The organism is Vibrio sp. 10N.222.52.C12, from assembly GCF_041474215.1.
Lineage (GTDB): Bacteria > Pseudomonadota > Gammaproteobacteria > Enterobacterales > Vibrionaceae > Vibrio > Vibrio crassostreae_C.
Window position 1 is genome coordinate 1 of record NZ_JBFRTR010000072.1, and the last position, 20,334, is coordinate 20,334.

Below are 20,334 nucleotides of genomic sequence, written 5' to 3' on the forward strand. Positions count from 1 at the left end.
TAATAGTAATTATCATTTAGATCCAATATCATCTTCGCAAATCAAGATAATACTATGGAACTAAGGTAACTATCAGATGTATAAGCAATCCCTGCTCTCTGCTTCAATCGTTTTAGCGCTTTCATCAACATCAGCCTTTGCTGAAGATTATGCCCTATTTGACGAGGTTGTTGTATCTTCGACTCGTACTAATCAACAACTTGAAGATGTTGCTGCGTCGGTAACTGTGATTAACGATAAAGATATCGAAAAAAACATGGTTACGGATGTAGAAGACTTATTTAAGTACACACCAGGTGTCACGGTGACTACGAATTCTCGCCAAGGGATTCAAGGTATTAACATTCGTGGTATGGAAGGTAACCGAGTAAAGGTTATCGTTGATGGAGTATCACAAACTAGCCAATTTACTCCAAGTGGTACTCAGTCATATAACTTCATTAACTCTTCACGCATTGATGTCGATACGGATATGTTGAAGTCTGTCGAGATTGTTAAAGGTGCGGCTTCTTCTCTGTATGGTTCTGACGCGATTGGTGGTATTGCTGCGTTCGAAACAAAAGACCCGAGTGACTTTTTAAAAGACAAAGACTTCGGTGGCCACGCGAAGTTCAACTACTCTTCATCTGATAATACCTTTAGCGAATCGGTTGCTTTAGCAAATCGTATTGGCGACCTAGAAACGTTAGTTGCTTATACTCGCAGAGACGGTGAGCAAACTGATAACTTTGGTACACCTGATGAGCAAGATACTCAGAACAACAACTTGTTGGTTAAGCTTCAGTACCAATTAAACGAACAACACCGTTTAGAGTTTTCTGGTAACTTCATTGAGAATTCTGGTGATACCGATTTAAATAGTGCAAGTTACACCGACTACACTGGCGAAGACACAACTAGCCAACAGCAAATCGGTATCAAACATATTTGGGATGCAGACCTAGCGTTTGCAGATACTATTACTTGGCAAGCTGACTGGCTGAGCAAAGAAGAGAATGGCGTAACTAATCGTACTTCTAATGGCGGTATGTTCCTACCTCCGGCAGGTAATGTTCAGAAAAAGGACTATATCTACGAGGATGAAGGTTATCAATTTGATGTGCAATTCGATAAGTTCTTCATGACGGGTAATGTAGAAAACTACTTTATCTATGGCGCTTCATATTCGGACAAAGACATTAAAAACGTTAATAACGAATATAACTCCATCAGCGCAGACCAAGTTATTTTCTACATCCCTGCCGCATCTGAAAGAAAATATGGATTCTTTGCTCAAAATGAAATGACGATCGGAAATTGGATGATTACTCCGGGTGTTCGTTTTGATGGTTTTGAAACTGATCCAGGTGATACAAGTCAAAACCCAAGTGGTAACCCAGAAGAGTCTTATGCAAAATATTCAGACTCAGCTGTTACCGGACGTTTGGGTACAACTTACACGCTTAATGATGAAAATAAGATCTTCGGTCAAATCAGCCAAGGCTTTAGAGCTCCTGATTTCCAAGAGCTTTACTACTCATTTGGTAATCCTGCTCACGGTTATTTGAATGCCCCTAACCCTGACTTAGAAGCTGAAGAAAGTATTTCATACGAGTTAGGTTGGCGTCATAACACAAATTATTCATCAAGCGAAATCGCTATCTTCTACAGCGATTATGATAACTTTATTGATAACGTAGCAGTTAGTGGCTCAGCCACTCCGGCCGATCCAACAATATATCAGAATGTAAACATTGATGAAGCCGTAATTAAAGGTATCGAAGCGTCAAATACACAGTCTTGGAATAGCTTCATGCCAGTGAAAGGTGTTAGTACTCGTGTTTCTGCAACGTATACTGAAGGTGAAGATGGCGAAGGTAATCCTCTTAACAGTGTAAACCCTTGGAACGCTGTCGTTGGTTTTAACTATGATGCTCCTTCAGCACTATGGGGTACATCACTTAACATAAGCTACACAGCAGGTAAGAAGTCTAGTGATATCAACAGCGATGGTTTGAATGATGAAATTCTACCAATTGATTCAGCAACTGTAGTTGACCTAACAGCATACTACTTGCCGATGAAGGATCTTACGCTTAGAGCAGGTCTCTTCAACGTTACGGATGAAGAGTACTACTCGTGGAATGACGTTCGTGGATTCTCACAAGAAGATAAAGATTACACGCAAGCAGGTCGTAACTGGTCAATTACAGCTAAATACGAATTCTAACTCGTTAGAAAACTTAACGACAGAATCTGATACAGCAGAAACTAAAAAGCCAGCTTAATTGCTGGCTTTTAATTTATTTCACTAAAAAATTGTATAAAAAAGGTAATAAGTGAAATTACTTCTCTGCCATCTCTTTTTTAACCATTACTGCAGCAGCAACGATGAAAGTGATGATTAGGCCTAGTTCCATGATTAACTCCAAAGAAAATTAACATTAAACATATAATTCGCGAGCATAATAACACAGCGGATACAGAATGATACTTTTTAACCACTAATTTACTTTTTATTCGATTAAGATCAAAAAAGATGCCCGAAAGCATCTTTTAATTTTTGAATCATTCACGAAACCACTAGGTTAACCAGGGAATCCATTCGGGTTTGTTGACTGCCAGCGCCATGTATCTTCGGTCATTTCAGCCAATGTGCGGCTTGCATTCCAGCCCAGTTCTTTCTGAGCTTTAGCTGGATCTGCCCAACACTCTGCGATGTCACCAGGACGGCGTTCAACTAGCTTGTAAGGGATCTCTTTACCGCTTGCTTGTTCGAATGCTTTAACCATGTCTAACACACTTGAACCGTTACCCGTACCAAGGTTGTAGATATGAAGACCGTCTTTGCACCCTACTTTCTCAAGCGCTGCGATGTGGCCATCAGACAGATCCATTACGTGGATGTAATCGCGAACGCCAGTCCCGTCTTTTGTTGGATAATCGCTACCAAATACAGATAGGAATTCACGGCGGCCCACTGCTACTTGAGAGACAAATGGCATTAGGTTATTTGGGATACCTTGCGGGTCTTCACCTAGCTCACCACTTGGATGTGAACCTACAGGGTTAAAGTAACGCAGCAGTGTAATGCTCCAATCTGGATTAGCTTTTTGGAAATCGGTTAAGCACTCTTCAACCATTAGCTTACTACGACCGTAAGGATTGGTTGCGCTTGTTGGAAAATCTTCTGTGATAGGCACACTCGCAGGATCGCCGTAGACCGTTGCTGAAGAGCTGAATACTAAGGTTTTCACACCAGCGTCACGCATTGCATCAACAAGGACTAACGTGCCGTTCACGTTATTGTCATAGTATTCAAGAGGCTTAGCCACAGATTCACCAACCGCCTTTAGGCCAGCGAAATGAATAACGGCTTCAATGTTGTGTTGCTTCATGGTTTTAGTCAAAAGCGCTTTATCACGAACGTCACCTTCAATGAAATTAGGGCGAACACCGGATACTTTTTCGATACGCTCTAGAACGCTTGGTTTACTGTTATACAAGCTATCAAAAAGTACAGGTGTCATTCCTGCGTTGATCATCTGGATACTTGTATGGCTACCGATGTAACCCATGCCACCTGTAACTAAAACATTCATGTTTAGCAGACCTTTTAATTAAAAATATTCAACCTATCACTTATGATACAACAACTTAGGTAGAGGTCACAAACGCCTACGGCTATTAACTATCACGAGAGAACACAAATTGACCTTTTCCTTTGCGTTTTGCTTGGTACATCGCCTCATCGGCAACCTTTAGGATCACGTCTATATCACGCTCTGAACCATCAACTAAGTGTATGCCCAAGCTCGCTCCAACATGAAGCGAACGCTGTTTATGGGTCACCTCTTGCCCGATTAGCTCCAACAGTCGCTCCGCTAACTTTGCTAATAAGACTTTGTTTGTCTGTTTAATAATAAGAACAAATTCATCACCCGACAAACGTGCAACCAAATCCCCCGCTCTTACCTGAGATAATAACCGGTTTGACACTTCTTTAAGGATTTCGTCACCCGCATCGTGACCATAGTTGTCATTCACTTCTTTGAAGCCATCCAAATCCAAGTAAATAACCGCAAAATGCTGATTTGAATAGTGGCTCGACGTGACAACATCATCCATAACCTTATACAGCTGCGCTCTATTCGCTAACCCGGTTAATGCATCGTGATGAGCCAAGTGTTCGAGTCTTTCCATCTCTTTAACGTTGGATAAATCAGACAGCGTTAATACCATATCAAACTCGTCTTTCTCGTTGTCTGAGGCAATTCGATTCACTTTGACAAACATTGGAACTAACGTGCCGGACGCGCTTTTCTCCCACACTTCGCCTTGCCATTGACCATAGTTGTCTAACGAACTGCGAATTGTCGGCATCAATGATGAAAATTGCTGCCACGAAAATACTTCAAATGGTGTTTTGCCCACCAGCAGATCAGAGTGATAACCGAGAAGTTGTGTGATCGCCGGGTTAACCATGGTTATCACATTGGATGAGTTGAGCACGATCAAGCCGTCTTTACTGTTTTCGAAAACACCCGCAGCAATACGTTGGCGACTCATGGCCGTTTCTATGTCGGTGACATCTTGGATTGCATAAAGAATACGACCATGTTTTGTCAAAGAACGACTGCTCACACGAAGCCAGCGTTTTGATTGAAAGAGATCGGTGGTTTCCAGCAATTCGTCATTAAGTTCAATATTGGCATCAATAACATCTTGTAAGTAACCCGTTTGCTTGGTCGCGATCAACTCTTGGATCAACAAATTCTCAAGAAAGGCTTCCGAGCATTTAAAAATATCCCGAGTAGCTGCGTTCGCATGAAGAATGAGCCCTTTTTCATCCACCACCAACAAAGAGTGCTGAACGGTTTCAATGACCTCATTTGCGAATGATTTTTCTTCTTGTAACTTGTCTAACGTAAAATTGATTTGGTTATCGCGATGTTGAAGCCTTTCTAACATGGTATTGAAAGCTCGAACCAGATCGCCGATTTCATCGCGGTTCGTTACGACTAATTTAGGCTGCTTCGAACGACGCTCAACAAAGGCTTGCATCGCCTCATTGAGGTCAAACATCGGTTCGATAATCAAGCGTTGCACCAATTTGACCACTACTCCGCCTAACATCACCAGAAACAACAGGTAGACGACCGCAACCTTGAAAATATTCGTTAAGATCGAATTAAACGTCTCTTTCGATATTGTTACTCTCAAGTTCGCGATCACTGCGCCATCCAGTGTCACTGGAACGAGCAAGAAGATGAAATGCTCAGAGATGGCAAATTGATGATCGGCGATATCGTCTAATTCTTCTGCGTTTGGCCTTGGAACCAGAGTGTTGCTCACCTGATAGCTGGCAAAAAGCTGTTCGTTGATGTCATAGAGCTTCACTCTAACAATATCTTTATCTGCGACGAAAGCTGACAATATTTCCTGAGCCGATGACTTGTCTTCAAATAAAATCGCGGCTTGCAAGTTATAAGCAACACCTTGTGCTAGCACTTTAACACGCTGAATAAGACTCTCTTTCTCTCTCTCAAACGTGACAGTGTAATTTACCGATTGGATCGTTACAAAAGTGACTGCGATGAAGATGATAATGGGTAATATCAGCTTGTTTTTAATCGATATGTTATTAATGAAAGACAACATTATTGGCCCTCCACTATAGCGATTCGTAACAGGTTCGAGCCAATGACGTAGTCACCGCGCCTTGCGTTCTCTAGATTGATCTTAGGTTTGAGCTTATTATCGATGTGCGTGAGTTCAATGATTCCACCTAAGTCCGTAAAGTTAGGGATATCACTGATTGTCACAGTATGTGGCGAGTGCTCTTGACTAAGAAATTGGTCATTTTTACGGTCAGACAAATACGTAATATCACACTTAGAAGTAATCGACTGTTGAACTCGGATAGCGAGCGAACGAATAGATTTCCCCTCGGTAATTGACGTTAGCACTTGGCTTACCTTTTCATCGCCAATCACACAAAAGTTCACAGCGTTCATTGAGCTTTCATCATTCCAACGTATAAAATTCGCAATTCTAAAAAGGTACACCGCTTTCACTTCATAAGGTTTGAAGCTAGCAGCTGAGGTGTTCAACGGCACAATAAGCATCGTTAAAGCCGCTAAGCCTAGTTTAGATAAGCCGAGCTTAATGCGGTGCTTAAGCCATTTAGAATTCATGAGAGATCCTCACATACACCGATTCTTGATTGACGCTTTTCTGAGATGTGAATTCAGCTTGATAGCCGTCACTCTTACCTATATTTTCAACAACCACTTCAATTAAAGGTGCTGCGGACGATTTTTTCCATGCGAGACGCGCATCAAAGGTTATTTCATGTGGGTAAGACTGCCATTTATATTGAGTGCCATCGCCTGCTACCCAATAGTCTGGGTAATTCACATTAATGTACTGGCCTATCACATCGAATTGCCAACTTTCGGTGATATTCCACATCAACTGTGCCGTGGCTAAATGTTCATTATCAATATCGTAATAAACACTCGTTTGAGGACTAGATTTCAGGTCATCACCTTTATTCTCACCTTCCAATGTCGTATAGGCGTAACTCAGGTAACTGGCTAAATCTGCGGTGAGTTGGTAACTCGCGCCTAACTCTAAGCCATAAGTTTTTGCTTTATAATCATCAGACAACGCACCGACATAGACATGATTCGCAGGGATATCATTCGGGTCATAGCTGTGAAAGCGAAGGTTGTCATGTTCACTCAGATAAATCGTTGCATCGAGTTCGAAATTTGAATTGTTTAAGTAGCGATAACCCATTTCCGCCGTTACGACACTCTCTGTTTCAAGACTCGAGCTTGATTTATATACATCTAGGTAGCTGTTGTTTGAGTCAGCATTGTAACTATTGAAATAATAAGTGGAATTGGAATCCATATAAGATGGTGCAACGACCGCACGGCTAAGCCCCGCCCATACGGAGTGACGTTGGGTGAACTTATATAAACCACGCAATTGAGGTGAAAGCTCAGTTGATTCATTCTGTGTAAAGTGTTCAACCTTGGCACCAAGAGTAATAGACAGCGCTTCCGTCATTTGAATTTGAGACTGTATAAAAGCGTTCGCAATATAATCGTTGGCAGATTGGATGTTGTAAGCTCGACCGTAGTAATCGGGATTGTACCAATCCACGTCCGAAACTTGGCTTGAGGAGAAATCAATATTCATATATCGCAGGCCACCACCGAGTGTTAGCTGATGGCTTTCCGATAGTTGGTTGATATAAGTAGAGTCAAAATCGAGGGTCGAATAGCTTCCTGGAGCGTCTGGCGCATTATCCTCATTATATTCACCCCATAATGAATATGAGAGAGTCGAACTTTCATCAAAATGGCGAGAGTCGTTGAATTGGACATAAACAGATTGGCTCTTGTTATCGAAATCATTAGCTTGTGATACGACAAACGACCCTGAGTTATCATATTGGAACGTATATAACTCCGACTCATAAAAGCTTTTCTCACCACCAATACGTAATGACCAATTTTCATCAGTATTACTTGGCTGAAACACCATCCCTGCCGTTTGTGCTTTCCATTTTTCAGATTCATTTGTGCGATATGTTGGTTCTTCTCGGTATTTATAAAAGGCACGAGCATTCACACTGTCGTTGAGGCTTAATCCCTGACGAACACTAAATTCGTAGTTATCAGTATTAGACGCAACACCGGAGAGATAAGTCCCCTGCGTATCATTGGCAGACTTAGTAATGATATTGACAACACCATTAACCGCGTTACCTCCCCAAATTGTTCCGCCGGGGCCTTTTAGTACTTCGATGCGTTCTATGTCGGAAAGCACATAATCAACGTCGCTCCAATACGTACCGCCATAGACTGGGCTAAACAAGCTTCGTCCATCCATCATCACGAGCATCTTGTTATATAGCCCATCATGAAAGCCGCGTGTCGAAACAAACCATGAGGTTTCATTGAATTTGGTGACTTTGAGTCCGGGTACAAGTGTTAGGACTTCAGCAATGGTTTTCGCCCCACTACGCTGAATTCGCTCATTAGAAAGTACGTACACCGACGAGGGAATGTCAGTGAGTTTTTGTGTCACTTTCGAAGCCGTTTCCATTTCGACATCTAACATAGACAACTCTTCAAGGCTCATCGACATGAGCTGGTCTAGAGAGTTTTCTTGAGCAGAGACAAAAACAGGTATCGTTAATGCTAGTCCTAAGCAAACCTGGCGGGATATCATGTGCTCACCTAATATACAGATAGATATTAATCCTTTAATCAATAGTTCAACTATATATGAAATGCCATACTGGTAAATCTACGGTGTCGAAAGTTTGAGTTAGGTCACTGTTTATTTATGGTATTTATAAGACCGTCATTACTTACCTCAACGTAAAGGATTAGCACCACGTGACAACGAAGATTTTGCTTAATTGCGACATGGGAGAAAGTTTCGGCAATTGGAAGATGGGCGATGACGAGTCGGTCATGGAATGGGTCGATATGGCAAACATCGCTTGTGGCTTCCACGCGTCTGATCCGCACGTTATGTCCAAGACGATAAAACTGGCGCAGCACTATCACACCCAAATTGGTGCTCATCCCGGTTATCAAGATCTCGTTGGTTTTGGTCGCCGTTCTATTCCACACACCATGGACGAAATCAGTGAGCTGGTTTGTTATCAAGTCGGTGCATTACAAGCCATTTGCCGCTATCACCATACCACTGTTGGCTATGTGAAACCTCATGGCGCTCTTTATAACGATATGATGGCAAACATTGATGTGTTCAATGCGGTAGCCCAAGCCGTCGCTGAGTTTAACATCCCGTTGATGATTCTCTCTTCATCAGACAATCAACAGTATTTGGATATTGCTGACGACCATGACTTGCCTCTCTTGTTTGAAGCGTTTGCCGACCGTGCTTATTTAAATAACGGACAATTAGCGCCACGTACTCAAAAAGGCTCGGTTTACGTCAATCAAGACGATATCTATAACCAAGTTATGCAAATCATTAACTATGGCTCGGTTACGACTTTAGAGGGCGAAAGACTGCCTATTGAAGCCGATACTATCTGTGTTCATGGTGATAACCCTCAATCCATCGCATTAATTAGAAAAATCAGACAAGACCTCAACGCTTTTAATTAGTATGAAGCGTGTGATTGGTATAACGCATGGTCTAATCGCTCGTGAGATCTAATTGACTTGTATTGGCTTGGACACGGAAGTGAGACACGCCAAGTAAGCTAAAAAGGCAAGATAACAAACGTATGGAAACGAAATGACGACGAATCAGATTGAATTCAATATAGCGCCAGTCGCGGAATGCAGCGTTTTGGTGACCTTGACGCTATCGCCTTCAAATAATCAATCTAGCGCCGAATATGCGCAATACATAGCTCACTTTTCCGATGCCATTCGCCAAAACTTAGCATCGGTGTTGATGAATGTGACACCGGCTTACCAAACAATATTGGTCGACTACCTCCCTTATCGAATATCAGAACAGCAGCTCATTGAACAGCTCAATAATTTGTTGAGTCATGCTCTGTCGTCCTTTTCTAGTGTTAGTAAAACTCGCGATACGATTGAGCTTCCTGCCTATTACTCACCAGAAACGGCGCTCGATTTAGACCGATATCAAAACAAAGGCCTGTCGCTCGACCAGATAATTCAACATCACACCTCACAGACATACAGCGTCAGTGCGATTGGGTTTACGCCTGGCTTTGCCTTTATGTCGGATGTGGTTAATGAGCTTGCCTTGCCCCGTCACTCCACACCCCGCTTAATTGTGCCCAAAGGCAGTATCGCCATCGCGGATACGAAAACAGCTGTGTACCCTTCGGATTCACCGGGCGGTTGGAATATTATTGGCAATTGCCCACTTCCGTTGTTCGATCATAGCCAGTTGAAGAACGCCGATATCACGCAAAGACCACTGTCTCTGCTTAATGTTGGTGATACCGTCCGTTTCATAGCGATTTCAAAAAAAGAATTTGTAGAGTTGGGTGGAGGCATCGTAAATGGCTAAGACAAAAACTAAACCAACACTGACAGTGATTAAGCCCGGCCCGTTGAGTTTGATTCAAGACTTTGGGCGATTTGGTGTTGCTCATCTTGGATTAACGCAAGGTGGACCGGTTGATGACTACTCTTATAGCTGGGCTAACCATCTATTGGGCAACCCAGTCAACCAAGCGGCGTTGGAAATCACGCTTGGGCAATGTGCGTTGAGAATCGATTTTGATTGCGAGATGGCACTATGCGGGGGTGATTTACAAGCGAAACTCGATGGTAAACCACAGGCTAACTGGAGCACTTTTCAAGCTTTTAAGGGGCAAGTTCTCTCATTTGGTTTGCCTAAAAATGGTCTAAGGGCGTATTTAGCCATTAAGGGCGGTTTCGATGTTCCATCAACTCTTGATAGCTGCTCTACAGTCACTCGTGAAAAGATTGGTGGATTAACGCAAGATGGCGAGCCATGCCAGCAAGGGCAACAAATCGCTTTTACCCAACACCAACTCTCTCATCCATTTAAAGCGTTGAGTGTTACCTTCCGATACACGCCTGATTACAATCTACCCGTGAACCTACGAGTGATTGAAGGCTATCAAAGCGAGCTATTCTCCGAGTCAGCAAAAGAGACTTTGTATAACGCGCAGTATCACGTTGACCAAAACTCAAATCGGATGGGTTATCGACTCAGTGGCGAACCCGTAGACTCGCCTGACATTTCGCTATTGTCAGAAGGCATTGCCCTAGGTGCGATTCAAATTCCACAAGATGGACAGCCTATCGTGCTGCTTAATGATAGACAGACCATAGGTGGTTATCCGAAGATAGGATGTGTCGCCAGAATCGATTTACCACGCTTGGCGCAAGCAAAACCTGGACATGCGATATCGTTCAGCAAGGGCGATCGCTTGGGCTTACAAGATGTTTGGTGCCAATGGGCTCAGTTTTTCGGCTATTAGTTTTTGCGATGTGTTATGTGCTAAATGCTATGTAGCTGAGAATAATCAACTAGGAAGATGCCATTTAGATGAGGTTCGGTATCTAAGCAGATGTTGAAATGAAGATTCGGCTTACCTATTACAGTAAGCCGAATTGAAGAAATTAAACGCAGTCGATGATGATAGACTAATTATAGGCTATTAAGCGTGATCTTGACCTGACACCTTGGCAAGCGCTTCTGGGTATCCACGTTCTTGTGTCAAATCTATCGCTCTGTTTTCAATATCATTTAGATTAAGTGACATTGTCACTGAGTGTGTGTCTTCAATAGATGCCGCCTCTGATACATCAAACCATTGCTCAGCGACCTTTTGTGCCGCTTCTAATGTTGAAGAAGCTTTTACTACTTCAAGTCGAGCATAGCGATCCCCACAGAATGAAACGTCTGAAGCTCTCAAGCTTGGATCGGTTCCCGGAATCTGTTGTGCACCAAACAAAGGTTTACCACCGACCAATGCAGAACTGAAACTTGGGATGAACTGAGACATATGCGTTATTGCCGCGCGAGTTCTTAATTCAAGCTGATCTTCACTCCAACCCGATACGATTTTCTTAAGCAGCTTCGAAGGCAACTGTGGCTGTGACGAGTCTGTTGACGATGAAACAAGCCCACCCTCAAACAGAGTAATCCCTTCTGTCATGCCGTGAAGTTGGAACACACCATCAGCATACGGCGTTAATTGCGCCATGCCTTGCGGTGTGCCTCTCGGGCCATGGAAGATAACTTCTGGCCACTCTTCCTTACATTCTTGCGAATATGGCCACTCTGTAACGTATGCAGCTTTAAACTCAACAAGTCTTTGCTGCTTAGAGCCAACAAAGTCATCTACGATACCCGTTTCAAACCCACTCGCATTAATCAAGTAATCGGTCGTTAGTTGGCAGCTTTGGTTTTCGGCATCGGTATAAGTCAAAGACCAACCTTGACCTGTCGACTCAACAGAATGTAATCGGCTGTTGGTTAACACAGTACAGTTAGCTTGTTGCCCCAAAGAGAGTTGAGCGGTCGCAGAAAGTCGGAATACGCTCCAGCCATACTCTTGGACCATCGCAACAGGATACTTTAGGGTCTCTAAATCCGTATGCTTGGCGAAAGGAATACACCAATCATCAAGCGATGTTGGTTTCAGAGGCTGTGTTTTCGCAGAAAGTGCTAATAAATCTTCTTTGCTGTACAGCTTATAATACTCTTCCGGATCACCGAGCACTTGGTTGCTTTTATCTTGTTTAACAAGATCGGCATAAGCGCTTTTGATTATCTTGAGACGAGGAAGCAGATCCAACGGCTCTCCACCATCACTGTGCGGAACGGCGATGATTGTCGGACGAATATTGATCGTATGAGGAAATAAGCGGACGGTATCAATTGACTGCGTGAGCAACTGAAGACACTGCTCTACAGAAATATCTCGATACAAATTGCCGCCAGCGTGCAGGTGGCAAATTGGTGGACCATTAACCAAACTCGGCCCTTTTTCTAAGATAGTGACCTTAAAACCCAACTCACTAAAGTGAATCGCGCTCGTTGTTCCGGCAATACCACCACCAACAATGGCAATAGAAGGTTGATTTGTATCCGTTTTGTTGTGGTTCATCGTGTTCTGTAGAATAAGATTAACTGCCTCTATTCTACTTTTGTTCTGCGATGAATTAAAACACATTTTTATCAAGGTCTTAGATAGGCGGGATTTAATATCTATGTAAAAAACATAAATAATCTCTTGACTCAATAACTCCAGATAGGGTTTTAAAGGTTATTCTAACAGTCAAATTTGTCCTAAGTGACGCCACATAAAGGCTGCCTCAGTACTCTTAAAACATAGCGGTTAACTTATCCCTAAAGTTATCCACCGTTTTTGTGGATAACTGTTGATAACGTTCTTGCTAAGTTGCGCAAACCCTTTGTTTACAGGGACTAACCGCTGTTCATTAAATCGGCATTATTGGGTAATTAGTTTTAAAAAATGCTAAAAACAGTGGAATCTAAGGTGCGATATTTTTTACTTATGCTACCGGTTGGTTAAATAAAAAACGGTCTAAAGCGACGTATTATAAATAGTGCATGACTAAGTATAAATAATCTCACTTTTAGACCGTTTTAAGCGCTTGGCTAGATCTCGCTAACGACTAGCCAAAATCCTTGTTTACTGGTGCCAACAAACGTTTGATTAAGCTATTCACTACCGCGGCTAATGTGATGAACGTTAGCACCGGTAGCGCTATCCACAACATCGGGTGAAGTGAAGGTTGTAACTCAAAACCAAAGTTCATCACTCCTGCCACGCTGAGCTCAGAACCAAGGGCTGCAATTGAGCCTGCGACTAACGCCATTAAACCGTACTCACACCAAATAGTATTGAGAATTCGCTTCTTACTCGCGCCTAATGTTCGATACAAGCGTATCTCTTGTTGTCTTTGAGATAAGCTCAATCGCAATAGAGTGAAGATAAGCAACAGCCCCGCCACCACACCTAACGCCGCAAGTACGGTAATCGACCAAACAATCTGCTTAAGCAACTCTTGGATCTTGCTACCCATCTTACGAATATCCATCAAACTCACGGTTGGATGATTTCGAGAGAGTTCATTGAGCATCTGATTGTGTTGTTCTTCTAATCTGAAGCTCACTAGCCAAGTAGAAGGGATTGAACTCAAGACATCTGGAGTAAAAATGAAGTAGAAGTTCGGCTTCATTTCTCGCCACTCGACTTTGCGGATGCTATTCACCTTGGCAGAAACATTCTGGCTGTTGATTGTGAATGACAGCTCATCGCCAATCTTTAGATCCAGTTGCTCCGCGACATCCGATTCCACAGATACGCCATGCTCTTGCGTCCAGTTACCTTCTAACACTTCATTGTACTCGGGTAAGCTATCTCCCCAAGTGAAGTTGATCTCTCGACTTAGTGCGTCTGTTTCGCCTGAGGTATCGCTGTATTCCGACGCTTCAACACCGTTTATCGTCGTCAGTCGTCCTCGGATAATTGGAAACGCTTGAGTACGCTCTACTTCGTTTGCATCAATCGTCTCGAGATAACTGTCTTTTTCATAGCTTGCAATGTTAAGTGCAAACGCATTTGGTGCGTTCTCGGGTAAGGTTTGCTGCCAATCTGACAGTAAATCACTTCTTACCAACCAGATGATAGACAGCAACATCAGTGAAAGCGCTAAAGAGCCAAATTGAATCCCCGTTGCTAAAGGTGTGCGATTAATTCTGCTCAATGCTAAACGCATAGACGTAGATGTCGGTAACTTGCCAACCAAACGCAGAACAAGCGTACTAACGACCGCAAGTACTAAGAACAGGCAAGCGATACCCGCTAGAACTATCCATACCAATAGATTGTCGCCATACATCAGCATCATTGGAATAATCGGTACCAGTAACAACAAATATTTCTTGTAGCTTTCATTGGACTGGTGACTTGATTGGATAACGCTGATTGCCGAGGTATTGACCAAGCCAATTAACGGGATACCAAGAGCAGGAACACCAATTAAGATGCTTGATAAAATCGCCAAGATTGCAGGTTCAATACCATAGCTAGGAAGTGGCGTTGGTAATAAGTCACCCAGAGGTATACGAAGCAAAAACTCTAAGCCGATACCGATAGTTATTCCCAGTACTGCACCGATAACCACTAATAAAGATACCTGTACAGACAACCATTTAACGATCCACTGCTTGCTTGCACCCAAACTCTTAAGCATCGCGATGGTTTTACGGCGACTCGCAACATAATGTTGGCAAGTGAGTACCAAAGTGGTCGCAGCCATGATCACAACAATAGCAACGGTTAACGAAAGATATTGAGTCGTGCTTTCGAACATGTCGTTAGTACGGCTCGCAGAATCTTGAGTACGCCAGCGATCGCTTGGTGTTAATTCTACGCTGTCTTGCGCGGCTTGCAGTTTTGTATCATCACCGTTGAGAAACAGCCTAAAACTAACACGACTGCCCGGTTGAATCGCTCCCGTGGCATCAATATCGCTTGTATGAATCAGAACGGCTGGCATCTGTTGGAATGGGTTAAAGCTTAAGCCTGGTTCTTGAGTGATTCGTCCAGTTATCGCTAAATCGGCATCGCCAATAGTGACAACGTCACCAATCTCAACCTCTAACTGTGCAAATATACGCTCGTCTAACCAAAGTTCCCCTGGCTCAACATGGTTACTTGATGCTTTATCAGCACCCACTAAGATCATTTCACCGCGTAATGGATAATTACTTTCAACCGCTTTCACCGTCACTAACTGCATCGAGTTGTCACTGAATGCCATGGTTGAAAAACGAGTCAACTGAGAGCTTTCTAACTGTTCAACTTGAGTGAGGTCTAACAAGGATTGTGGAACAGGGTTTGCTGAGATAAACACGCTATCGGCAGTAAGCGCATCTTTGCCCTGCTTAACAATTACCTGTTCCATACGTTCGGCCAGCGCCGACAATGCAAATACACAAGCAATAATAAGCGTTAAAGCGATTGAAACTGGCCACAACTGACCGTGTCGAATCTCTTCGATACTCCATGAAAACAGGCGTTTATTCAGTCCGTTTGATGAATTCAATTTAGACTTCCTCTATCTGACCGACATGCATCTTGAGTGTTCTTTGGCAACGTTGTGCAAGCTTAGGATCGTGTGTCACCAAAACTAAAGTTGTGCCGTGGGATGAGTTCAATTCAAACAACAACTCAACAATTTTGGCTGCCGTTTGTTGGTCTAGGTTGCCTGTGGGTTCATCGGCAAAAAGAATTTTTGGCTTAATCATAAATGCGCGCGCCAACGCGACCCTTTGTTGTTCACCACCAGATAGCTGCGACGGTAAGTGATCAAGCCTGTCTTTCAAGCCTACTGATTCAAGCAGAGCAGTCGCGCGTTCGATGTCTTCGTCTTCTCCCTTTAACAAACAAGGTAACGTGACATTTTGTAGCGCTGAAAGACTTGGAATTAACAAGAAGCTTTGAAATACAAACCCTACCGATTCACTGCGGATCTTCGCTCTTGCCTCGTCATCAAGCTGTGAAAGTGGCTGTCCTAATAAACTGATTTCGCCTTTCGTTGGTACATCAAGACCAGCAAGCAGCGTCATTAAGGTCGATTTACCCGCGCCAGACGTGCCGACAATCGCGACAGTTTCGCCTTCACGAATATCGATATCGACGTGCTCTAGGATTGTTAAATGTTCTTGATTAGTAGACACTGTCTTCGAAACAGCTTCTGCTTTAATGATGGATGTATGCATGACTCGACTAATTTCCTTTTTATTCTTTATTTTATTTTCAACCGCTTCTTTGGCTCAAGATACCCGCTTAGATTCTAAGTTACTGGTCCTTGGTGATAGCCTGAGTGCTGGTTACAACATGGACATCAAACAGAGTTGGCCAAGCCTGTTACCAGACGCGTTAGCAAAGCATGACAAAACGGTAACCGTGGTTAACGGGAGTATTTCTGGTGATACAACGGGCAATGGTTTAGCCCGCCTACCACAATTGCTTGAAGAACATGCTCCAGACACCGTTCTTATCGAACTTGGTGCGAATGATGGACTTCGTGGTTTCCCACCTAAGCTGATGTCTGCAAATCTTGAGCAGATCATTGAGCAGATAAAAGCTGCGGGCGCCAAACCTATAATGATGCAGATTAAAATCCCACCAAATTACGGAAAGCGTTACAACCAGCAGTTTGAATACGTTTTTGCAGCGCTTGCTGATCAACAAAACGTGCCACTTTTGCCGTTTTTCCTAGAGCATATCATCCTCAAACCTGAGTGGATGATGAACGATGGACTGCATCCAAAACCAGAAGCTCAACCTTGGATTGCTGAATTCGTCGCCGAAGAATTATATCAGTATCTTTAAGTTTTAATGGTCTAGCTCAATAAATTTTACACAGCTTTACGTTAGCCTGAGTGCATATCACCGTTAACTGTAAGGTTATTTATGCTGATCGAACCTGTTATCAAGGGTGTGGTAGCCAAAAGCGCTCACCCTCTTGGCTGTCAAGAAGCCGTAAAGCAACAAATCAAGTTTGTTAAGAGTGCGCCGCAAATCAAAGATGGCCCTAAACGAGTACTGATTATCGGCGCTTCCTCAGGCTTTGGCCTTGCCGCTCGTATTGCCCTTACCTTTGGCGGCGCAAAAGCTGACACTATCGGCGTCTCATTCGAGCGCGGTCCAAACGAAAAATCCCTAGGTAGTGCTGGTTGGTACAACAACATCTACTTCAAAAAAGAAGCCGAACGAGAGCAACGCACTGCTATCAACATCGTTGGCGACGCATTTTCGCAAGAAACACGCTCACAAGTTGTCGAAGCCATTGAAACCTACTTCGAAGGTGAAGTGGATCTGATTATCTATAGCTTAGCTGCAGGCGTTCGTCCTAAACCAGATTCTGATGAGTTTTGGCGCTCTGCAATCAAGCCTATTGATGAAAGCGTAACTGGTGCAACCATTTCTCTGGAACACGATAACTGGGTGACCAACACACTTGATGCCGCGACGGAAGAAGAAGCCGAAAGCACGCTCAAAGTGATGGGCGGCGAAGATTGGGAACAATGGATAGATGAGCTCATCAACGCAGAATCTATTGCTCCGGGTTGTAAGACGATCGCCTTCTCCTATGTTGGCCCTGAAGTGACGCACCCTATCTACTTAGACGGTACTTTAGGTCGCGCTAAGATCGACCTTCATCAAACCAGCCACGCTCTTAATCTAGAGTTAGCTAACTTTGATGGCAACGCTTACGCGGCGGTATGTAAAGCCCTAGTCACTAAAGCGAGCGTTTTCATCCCTGGATTAAGCCCTTACTTACTTGCTTTGTATAAGGTGATGAAAGAGAAAGAGACCCACGAAGGTTGTATCCAACAAATGCAGCGTCTGTTTGGCAGTAAACTTTATGGTCAATCCAAAGTACCACTTGATGGTGAGCGATTGATCCGTATGGATGATTGGGAATTAGACCCAGAAACCCAAGCGCACGTAACTGAACTACTAGAAAAGATGGATGAAAACAACTTCCAAACTTTAGGTGATTACCAAGGGTTCAAAGACGAGTTCTTGCAGCTCAACGGGTTCGCGCAGCCATCAGTAGATTACAGTAAGAAACTGAATAGCGAAGACTTTATAAAATTAAAGCCCTAATCGAAATTTATCTCATTACTGAGACCCGTATTCACATTTGAAAACCTCTGCATAATTGCGGAGGTTTTTTCGTGCAACATTTCTTATACTTAGTTAACGTAAGATTCACAGTTTTCTTTGGTTCATCATAATTAACACAGGATGTGTTGATGCATTTAGCATAATTGACTCGGAGTCATATGAAGAAAATAAAAACTCTCGATTTAGATATCCCAGACGATATGGAGCACGGTTGGCAGAATATTGTCGACCTCTTAGCTCAAATTACTCAAGTGCCCGCAGCACTGATCATGCGTGTTCACGCCAATTATATTGAAGTATTCTCGACCAGCCGAAATGAAAATAACCCATACAACAAAGGTGATTCTGAAACCCTAGGCAATGGGCTTTACTGTGAGACGGTGATGGATTCCCAGCAGCAACTTGTGGTACCCAATGCGCTTGCCGATGTTGATTGGGAAAACAACCCCGACACGAAGCTTGGCTTAATCTCTTATTGTGGCATTCCGCTGCTTTGGCCGAATGGTGAATTATTTGGCACTATCTGCATTTTAGACTCGAAAGAAAACCACTACACCCCCACCTATATCAAGCTTTTACAGAGCTTTCGCACCTCGATTGAATCTCAGCTTAAAACCCTATTCCAACACGCCAAGCTTACCCAAATGAATCGCGACCTAAAAAACCGCGTTTACAATCGCACTAAAGATCTCGCGAGCCTTAATTACTCGTTGAATCAAGAAATTGATAAACGAAAAGCGGCTGAACAGAAGATTAACTTCCAAAAGAATCACGACCTCGGCACCGGCTTTTTAAACCGAAACGCATTTGAATCTCGCTTAAACCACAAGCTACTGTCACAGAGAAGGCTGACAGACAGCTCATTTGCAGTCGTTCATATTGGTTTTACCAACGGTAGACGCATACAAGCACGCTACGGCTATAACGCGTTAGACCAAGTGCTTGTTGAATACCGAAAACGCATCGACTGTATTTCTGATATCGATGTATTAACTGCACGCCCTACTTCGGTTGACCTCGTATTGGCGTTTAGCGTTAAAGATTTACACCATCGCCTTGAAGAACTTTGCCAGACGCTCGTTAAAGTTGGTCATTCAGAATTCGACATCGAAAGTGACAAAGTGCATTTGCACGCGTTTATTGGGATTGCAATTACGAACGACGAAGATGACGCGGAAAGCATTCTGCAGAAATCTTCTGAAGCGATGTTAGCCTGCAAAGATTCAGGACAAAAGTTCGCTTACTACTCTCAATCCCATACCGAAGAACAAACTCACATTAATAAGATCGAAGGCTATTTGCTTCAAGCCGTTCGTAATGATGACCTTATGCTCTACTTTCAACCCAAAGTTAGCCCGTTGACGCATCGCTGGGTCGGTGCTGAAGCTTTGCTTCGTTGGCGACATCCTGTTTTGGGTGATATCTCTAACGAAACCCTGATCCACATGGCTGAACAAAACGGTTTGATTTTCGAAGTGGGCAGCTTTGTTTTACGCAATGCGATTGAAAAAGCCAAAGAGTGGTCCGAATACGTTGAAGATTTCAAGATGGCTGTGAATGTGTCTGCAATTCAACTCAAGAACGTACACTTTGCGGAACAAGTGGTTCACCTACTCGAAACCTATCATTTAGAGCCTCGTTTCTTAGAACTTGAAGTTACGGAGAGTGGACTGATAGCAGATGAAGTGGTTGCCAAGAATACCTTGGGATCTTTGCACGATATTGGCGTTACATTGTCACTAGATGACTTCGGTACGGGCTACGCCTCCTTCAGTTATCTGAAGAAGTTCCCATTCGACACCATTAAGATTGATAAGAGCTTTATCGACCAAATGCTCAACTCACACGAAGACTCGGAAATTGTTCGTTCTATTGTCCAAATTGCCAAAAAGCTCGACTTAAAAGTGACGATTGAAGGCATAGAAACGGAGGTTCAGGAGCAATTTATTATTAACGAAGGCTGCGATGTGGGCCAAGGTTACCTTTACGGAAGACCAATGCCGAGCCAAGAATTCGAACACAGCTTAATCAATCAAAACTATTTGGGGACAACTCGTTACGCTTAAAGCGAAAAAGAGCAGTTAGTTTTGGATTTAGGCCTACTTTCTCTTTACTCTAAAGGTGGTGATTTTTATAATCGCCGCCTTTCTGTTTTTATCTTT

At 43.3% G+C, this 20,334-nt stretch carries 14 protein-coding genes; 7 read left to right on the top strand and 7 right to left on the bottom strand.

The genetic code is table 11. From position 1 onward, the window contains the following. The first annotated feature begins 76 nt into the window (after window positions 1-76). The gene (locus AB4623_RS13615) at window positions 77-2,209 is read left to right on the top strand and encodes a TonB-dependent hemoglobin/transferrin/lactoferrin family receptor (RefSeq protein ID WP_017060089.1); all 2,133 of its coding nucleotides are present in this window, start codon (window positions 77-79) and stop codon (window positions 2,207-2,209) included. Between the two features lie 358 nt (window positions 2,210-2,567). Here the strand turns inward: AB4623_RS13615 and galE are convergent, their stop codons facing one another. The 4 genes from galE to AB4623_RS13635 all read right to left on the bottom strand — a co-directional run bounded on the left by galE (window position 2,568) and on the right by AB4623_RS13635 (window position 8,229). After that, window positions 2,568-3,581 (bottom strand): UDP-glucose 4-epimerase GalE, encoded by a 1,014-nt coding sequence (gene galE / locus AB4623_RS13620; protein WP_372146655.1) that lies wholly within the window; start codon window positions 3,579-3,581, stop codon window positions 2,568-2,570. An 85-nt stretch (window positions 3,582-3,666) separates the two neighbouring features. Continuing rightward, window positions 3,667-5,640, bottom strand: a complete 1,974-nt coding sequence (locus AB4623_RS13625) for a diguanylate cyclase domain-containing protein (RefSeq protein WP_372146657.1) — start codon at window positions 5,638-5,640, stop codon at window positions 3,667-3,669. Next, window positions 5,640-6,176 (bottom strand): YfiR family protein, encoded by a 537-nt coding sequence (locus AB4623_RS13630; protein ID WP_017060086.1) that lies wholly within the window; start codon window positions 6,174-6,176, stop codon window positions 5,640-5,642. The genes AB4623_RS13625 and AB4623_RS13630 overlap by 1 nt, the downstream gene beginning before the upstream one ends. After that, window positions 6,166-8,229 (bottom strand): TonB-dependent receptor plug domain-containing protein, encoded by a 2,064-nt coding sequence (locus AB4623_RS13635; protein ID WP_372146659.1) that lies wholly within the window; start codon window positions 8,227-8,229, stop codon window positions 6,166-6,168. Before AB4623_RS13635 ends, AB4623_RS13630 begins: the two co-directional genes overlap by 11 nt. 170 nt (window positions 8,230-8,399) lie before the next feature. Between AB4623_RS13635 and AB4623_RS13640 the strand changes: the two genes are divergently transcribed. The 3 genes from AB4623_RS13640 to AB4623_RS13650 all read left to right on the top strand — a co-directional run bounded on the left by AB4623_RS13640 (window position 8,400) and on the right by AB4623_RS13650 (window position 10,972). Next, window positions 8,400-9,143: a 5-oxoprolinase subunit PxpA gene (locus AB4623_RS13640; protein WP_372146661.1), complete on the top strand. Its 744-nt coding sequence runs from the start codon at window positions 8,400-8,402 to the stop codon at window positions 9,141-9,143. Between the two features lie 133 nt (window positions 9,144-9,276). Continuing rightward, window positions 9,277-10,029: an allophanate hydrolase subunit 1 gene (locus AB4623_RS13645; protein WP_017060083.1), complete on the top strand. Its 753-nt coding sequence runs from the start codon at window positions 9,277-9,279 to the stop codon at window positions 10,027-10,029. Continuing rightward, window positions 10,022-10,972, top strand: a complete 951-nt coding sequence (locus AB4623_RS13650) for a biotin-dependent carboxyltransferase family protein (RefSeq protein ID WP_372058323.1) — start codon at window positions 10,022-10,024, stop codon at window positions 10,970-10,972. The genes AB4623_RS13645 and AB4623_RS13650 overlap by 8 nt, the downstream gene beginning before the upstream one ends. Before the next feature lie 180 nt (window positions 10,973-11,152). Here the strand turns inward: AB4623_RS13650 and AB4623_RS13655 are convergent, their stop codons facing one another. The 3 genes from AB4623_RS13655 to AB4623_RS13665 form a co-directional block, all read right to left on the bottom strand. Next, window positions 11,153-12,607 (bottom strand): FAD-dependent oxidoreductase, encoded by a 1,455-nt coding sequence (locus tag AB4623_RS13655; RefSeq protein WP_102333626.1) that lies wholly within the window; start codon window positions 12,605-12,607, stop codon window positions 11,153-11,155. 532 nt (window positions 12,608-13,139) lie between these two features. After that, the gene (locus tag AB4623_RS13660; protein WP_372146663.1) at window positions 13,140-15,578 is read right to left on the bottom strand and encodes an ABC transporter permease; all 2,439 of its coding nucleotides are present in this window, start codon (window positions 15,576-15,578) and stop codon (window positions 13,140-13,142) included. A 1-nt stretch (window position 15,579) separates the two neighbouring features. Further along, window positions 15,580-16,254 carry an ABC transporter ATP-binding protein gene (locus AB4623_RS13665; RefSeq protein WP_004730959.1) on the bottom strand — a complete coding sequence of 225 codons (675 nt, stop codon included), beginning with the start codon at window positions 16,252-16,254 and terminating at the stop codon, window positions 15,580-15,582. On the opposite strand from AB4623_RS13665, the gene AB4623_RS13670 reads away from it, so the two are divergent. The 3 genes from AB4623_RS13670 to AB4623_RS13680 all read left to right on the top strand — a co-directional run bounded on the left by AB4623_RS13670 (window position 16,253) and on the right by AB4623_RS13680 (window position 20,238). After that, the gene (locus tag AB4623_RS13670) at window positions 16,253-16,870 is read left to right on the top strand and encodes an arylesterase (protein WP_017060079.1); all 618 of its coding nucleotides are present in this window, start codon (window positions 16,253-16,255) and stop codon (window positions 16,868-16,870) included. The two genes, AB4623_RS13665 and AB4623_RS13670, sit on opposite strands and share 2 nt — an antisense overlap. 81 nt (window positions 16,871-16,951) lie before the next feature. Further along, a complete protein-coding gene (fabV, locus tag AB4623_RS13675) occupies window positions 16,952-18,151 on the top strand; it encodes an enoyl-ACP reductase FabV (protein ID WP_372146664.1) in 1,200 nt (399 codons plus the stop codon). A gap of 179 nt (window positions 18,152-18,330) precedes the next feature. Beyond that, on the top strand, window positions 18,331-20,238 hold the full coding sequence (locus AB4623_RS13680) for an EAL domain-containing protein (RefSeq protein WP_372146665.1): 1,908 nt from the start codon (window positions 18,331-18,333) through the stop codon (window positions 20,236-20,238). The last annotated feature ends 96 nt before the right edge of the window (window positions 20,239-20,334 follow it).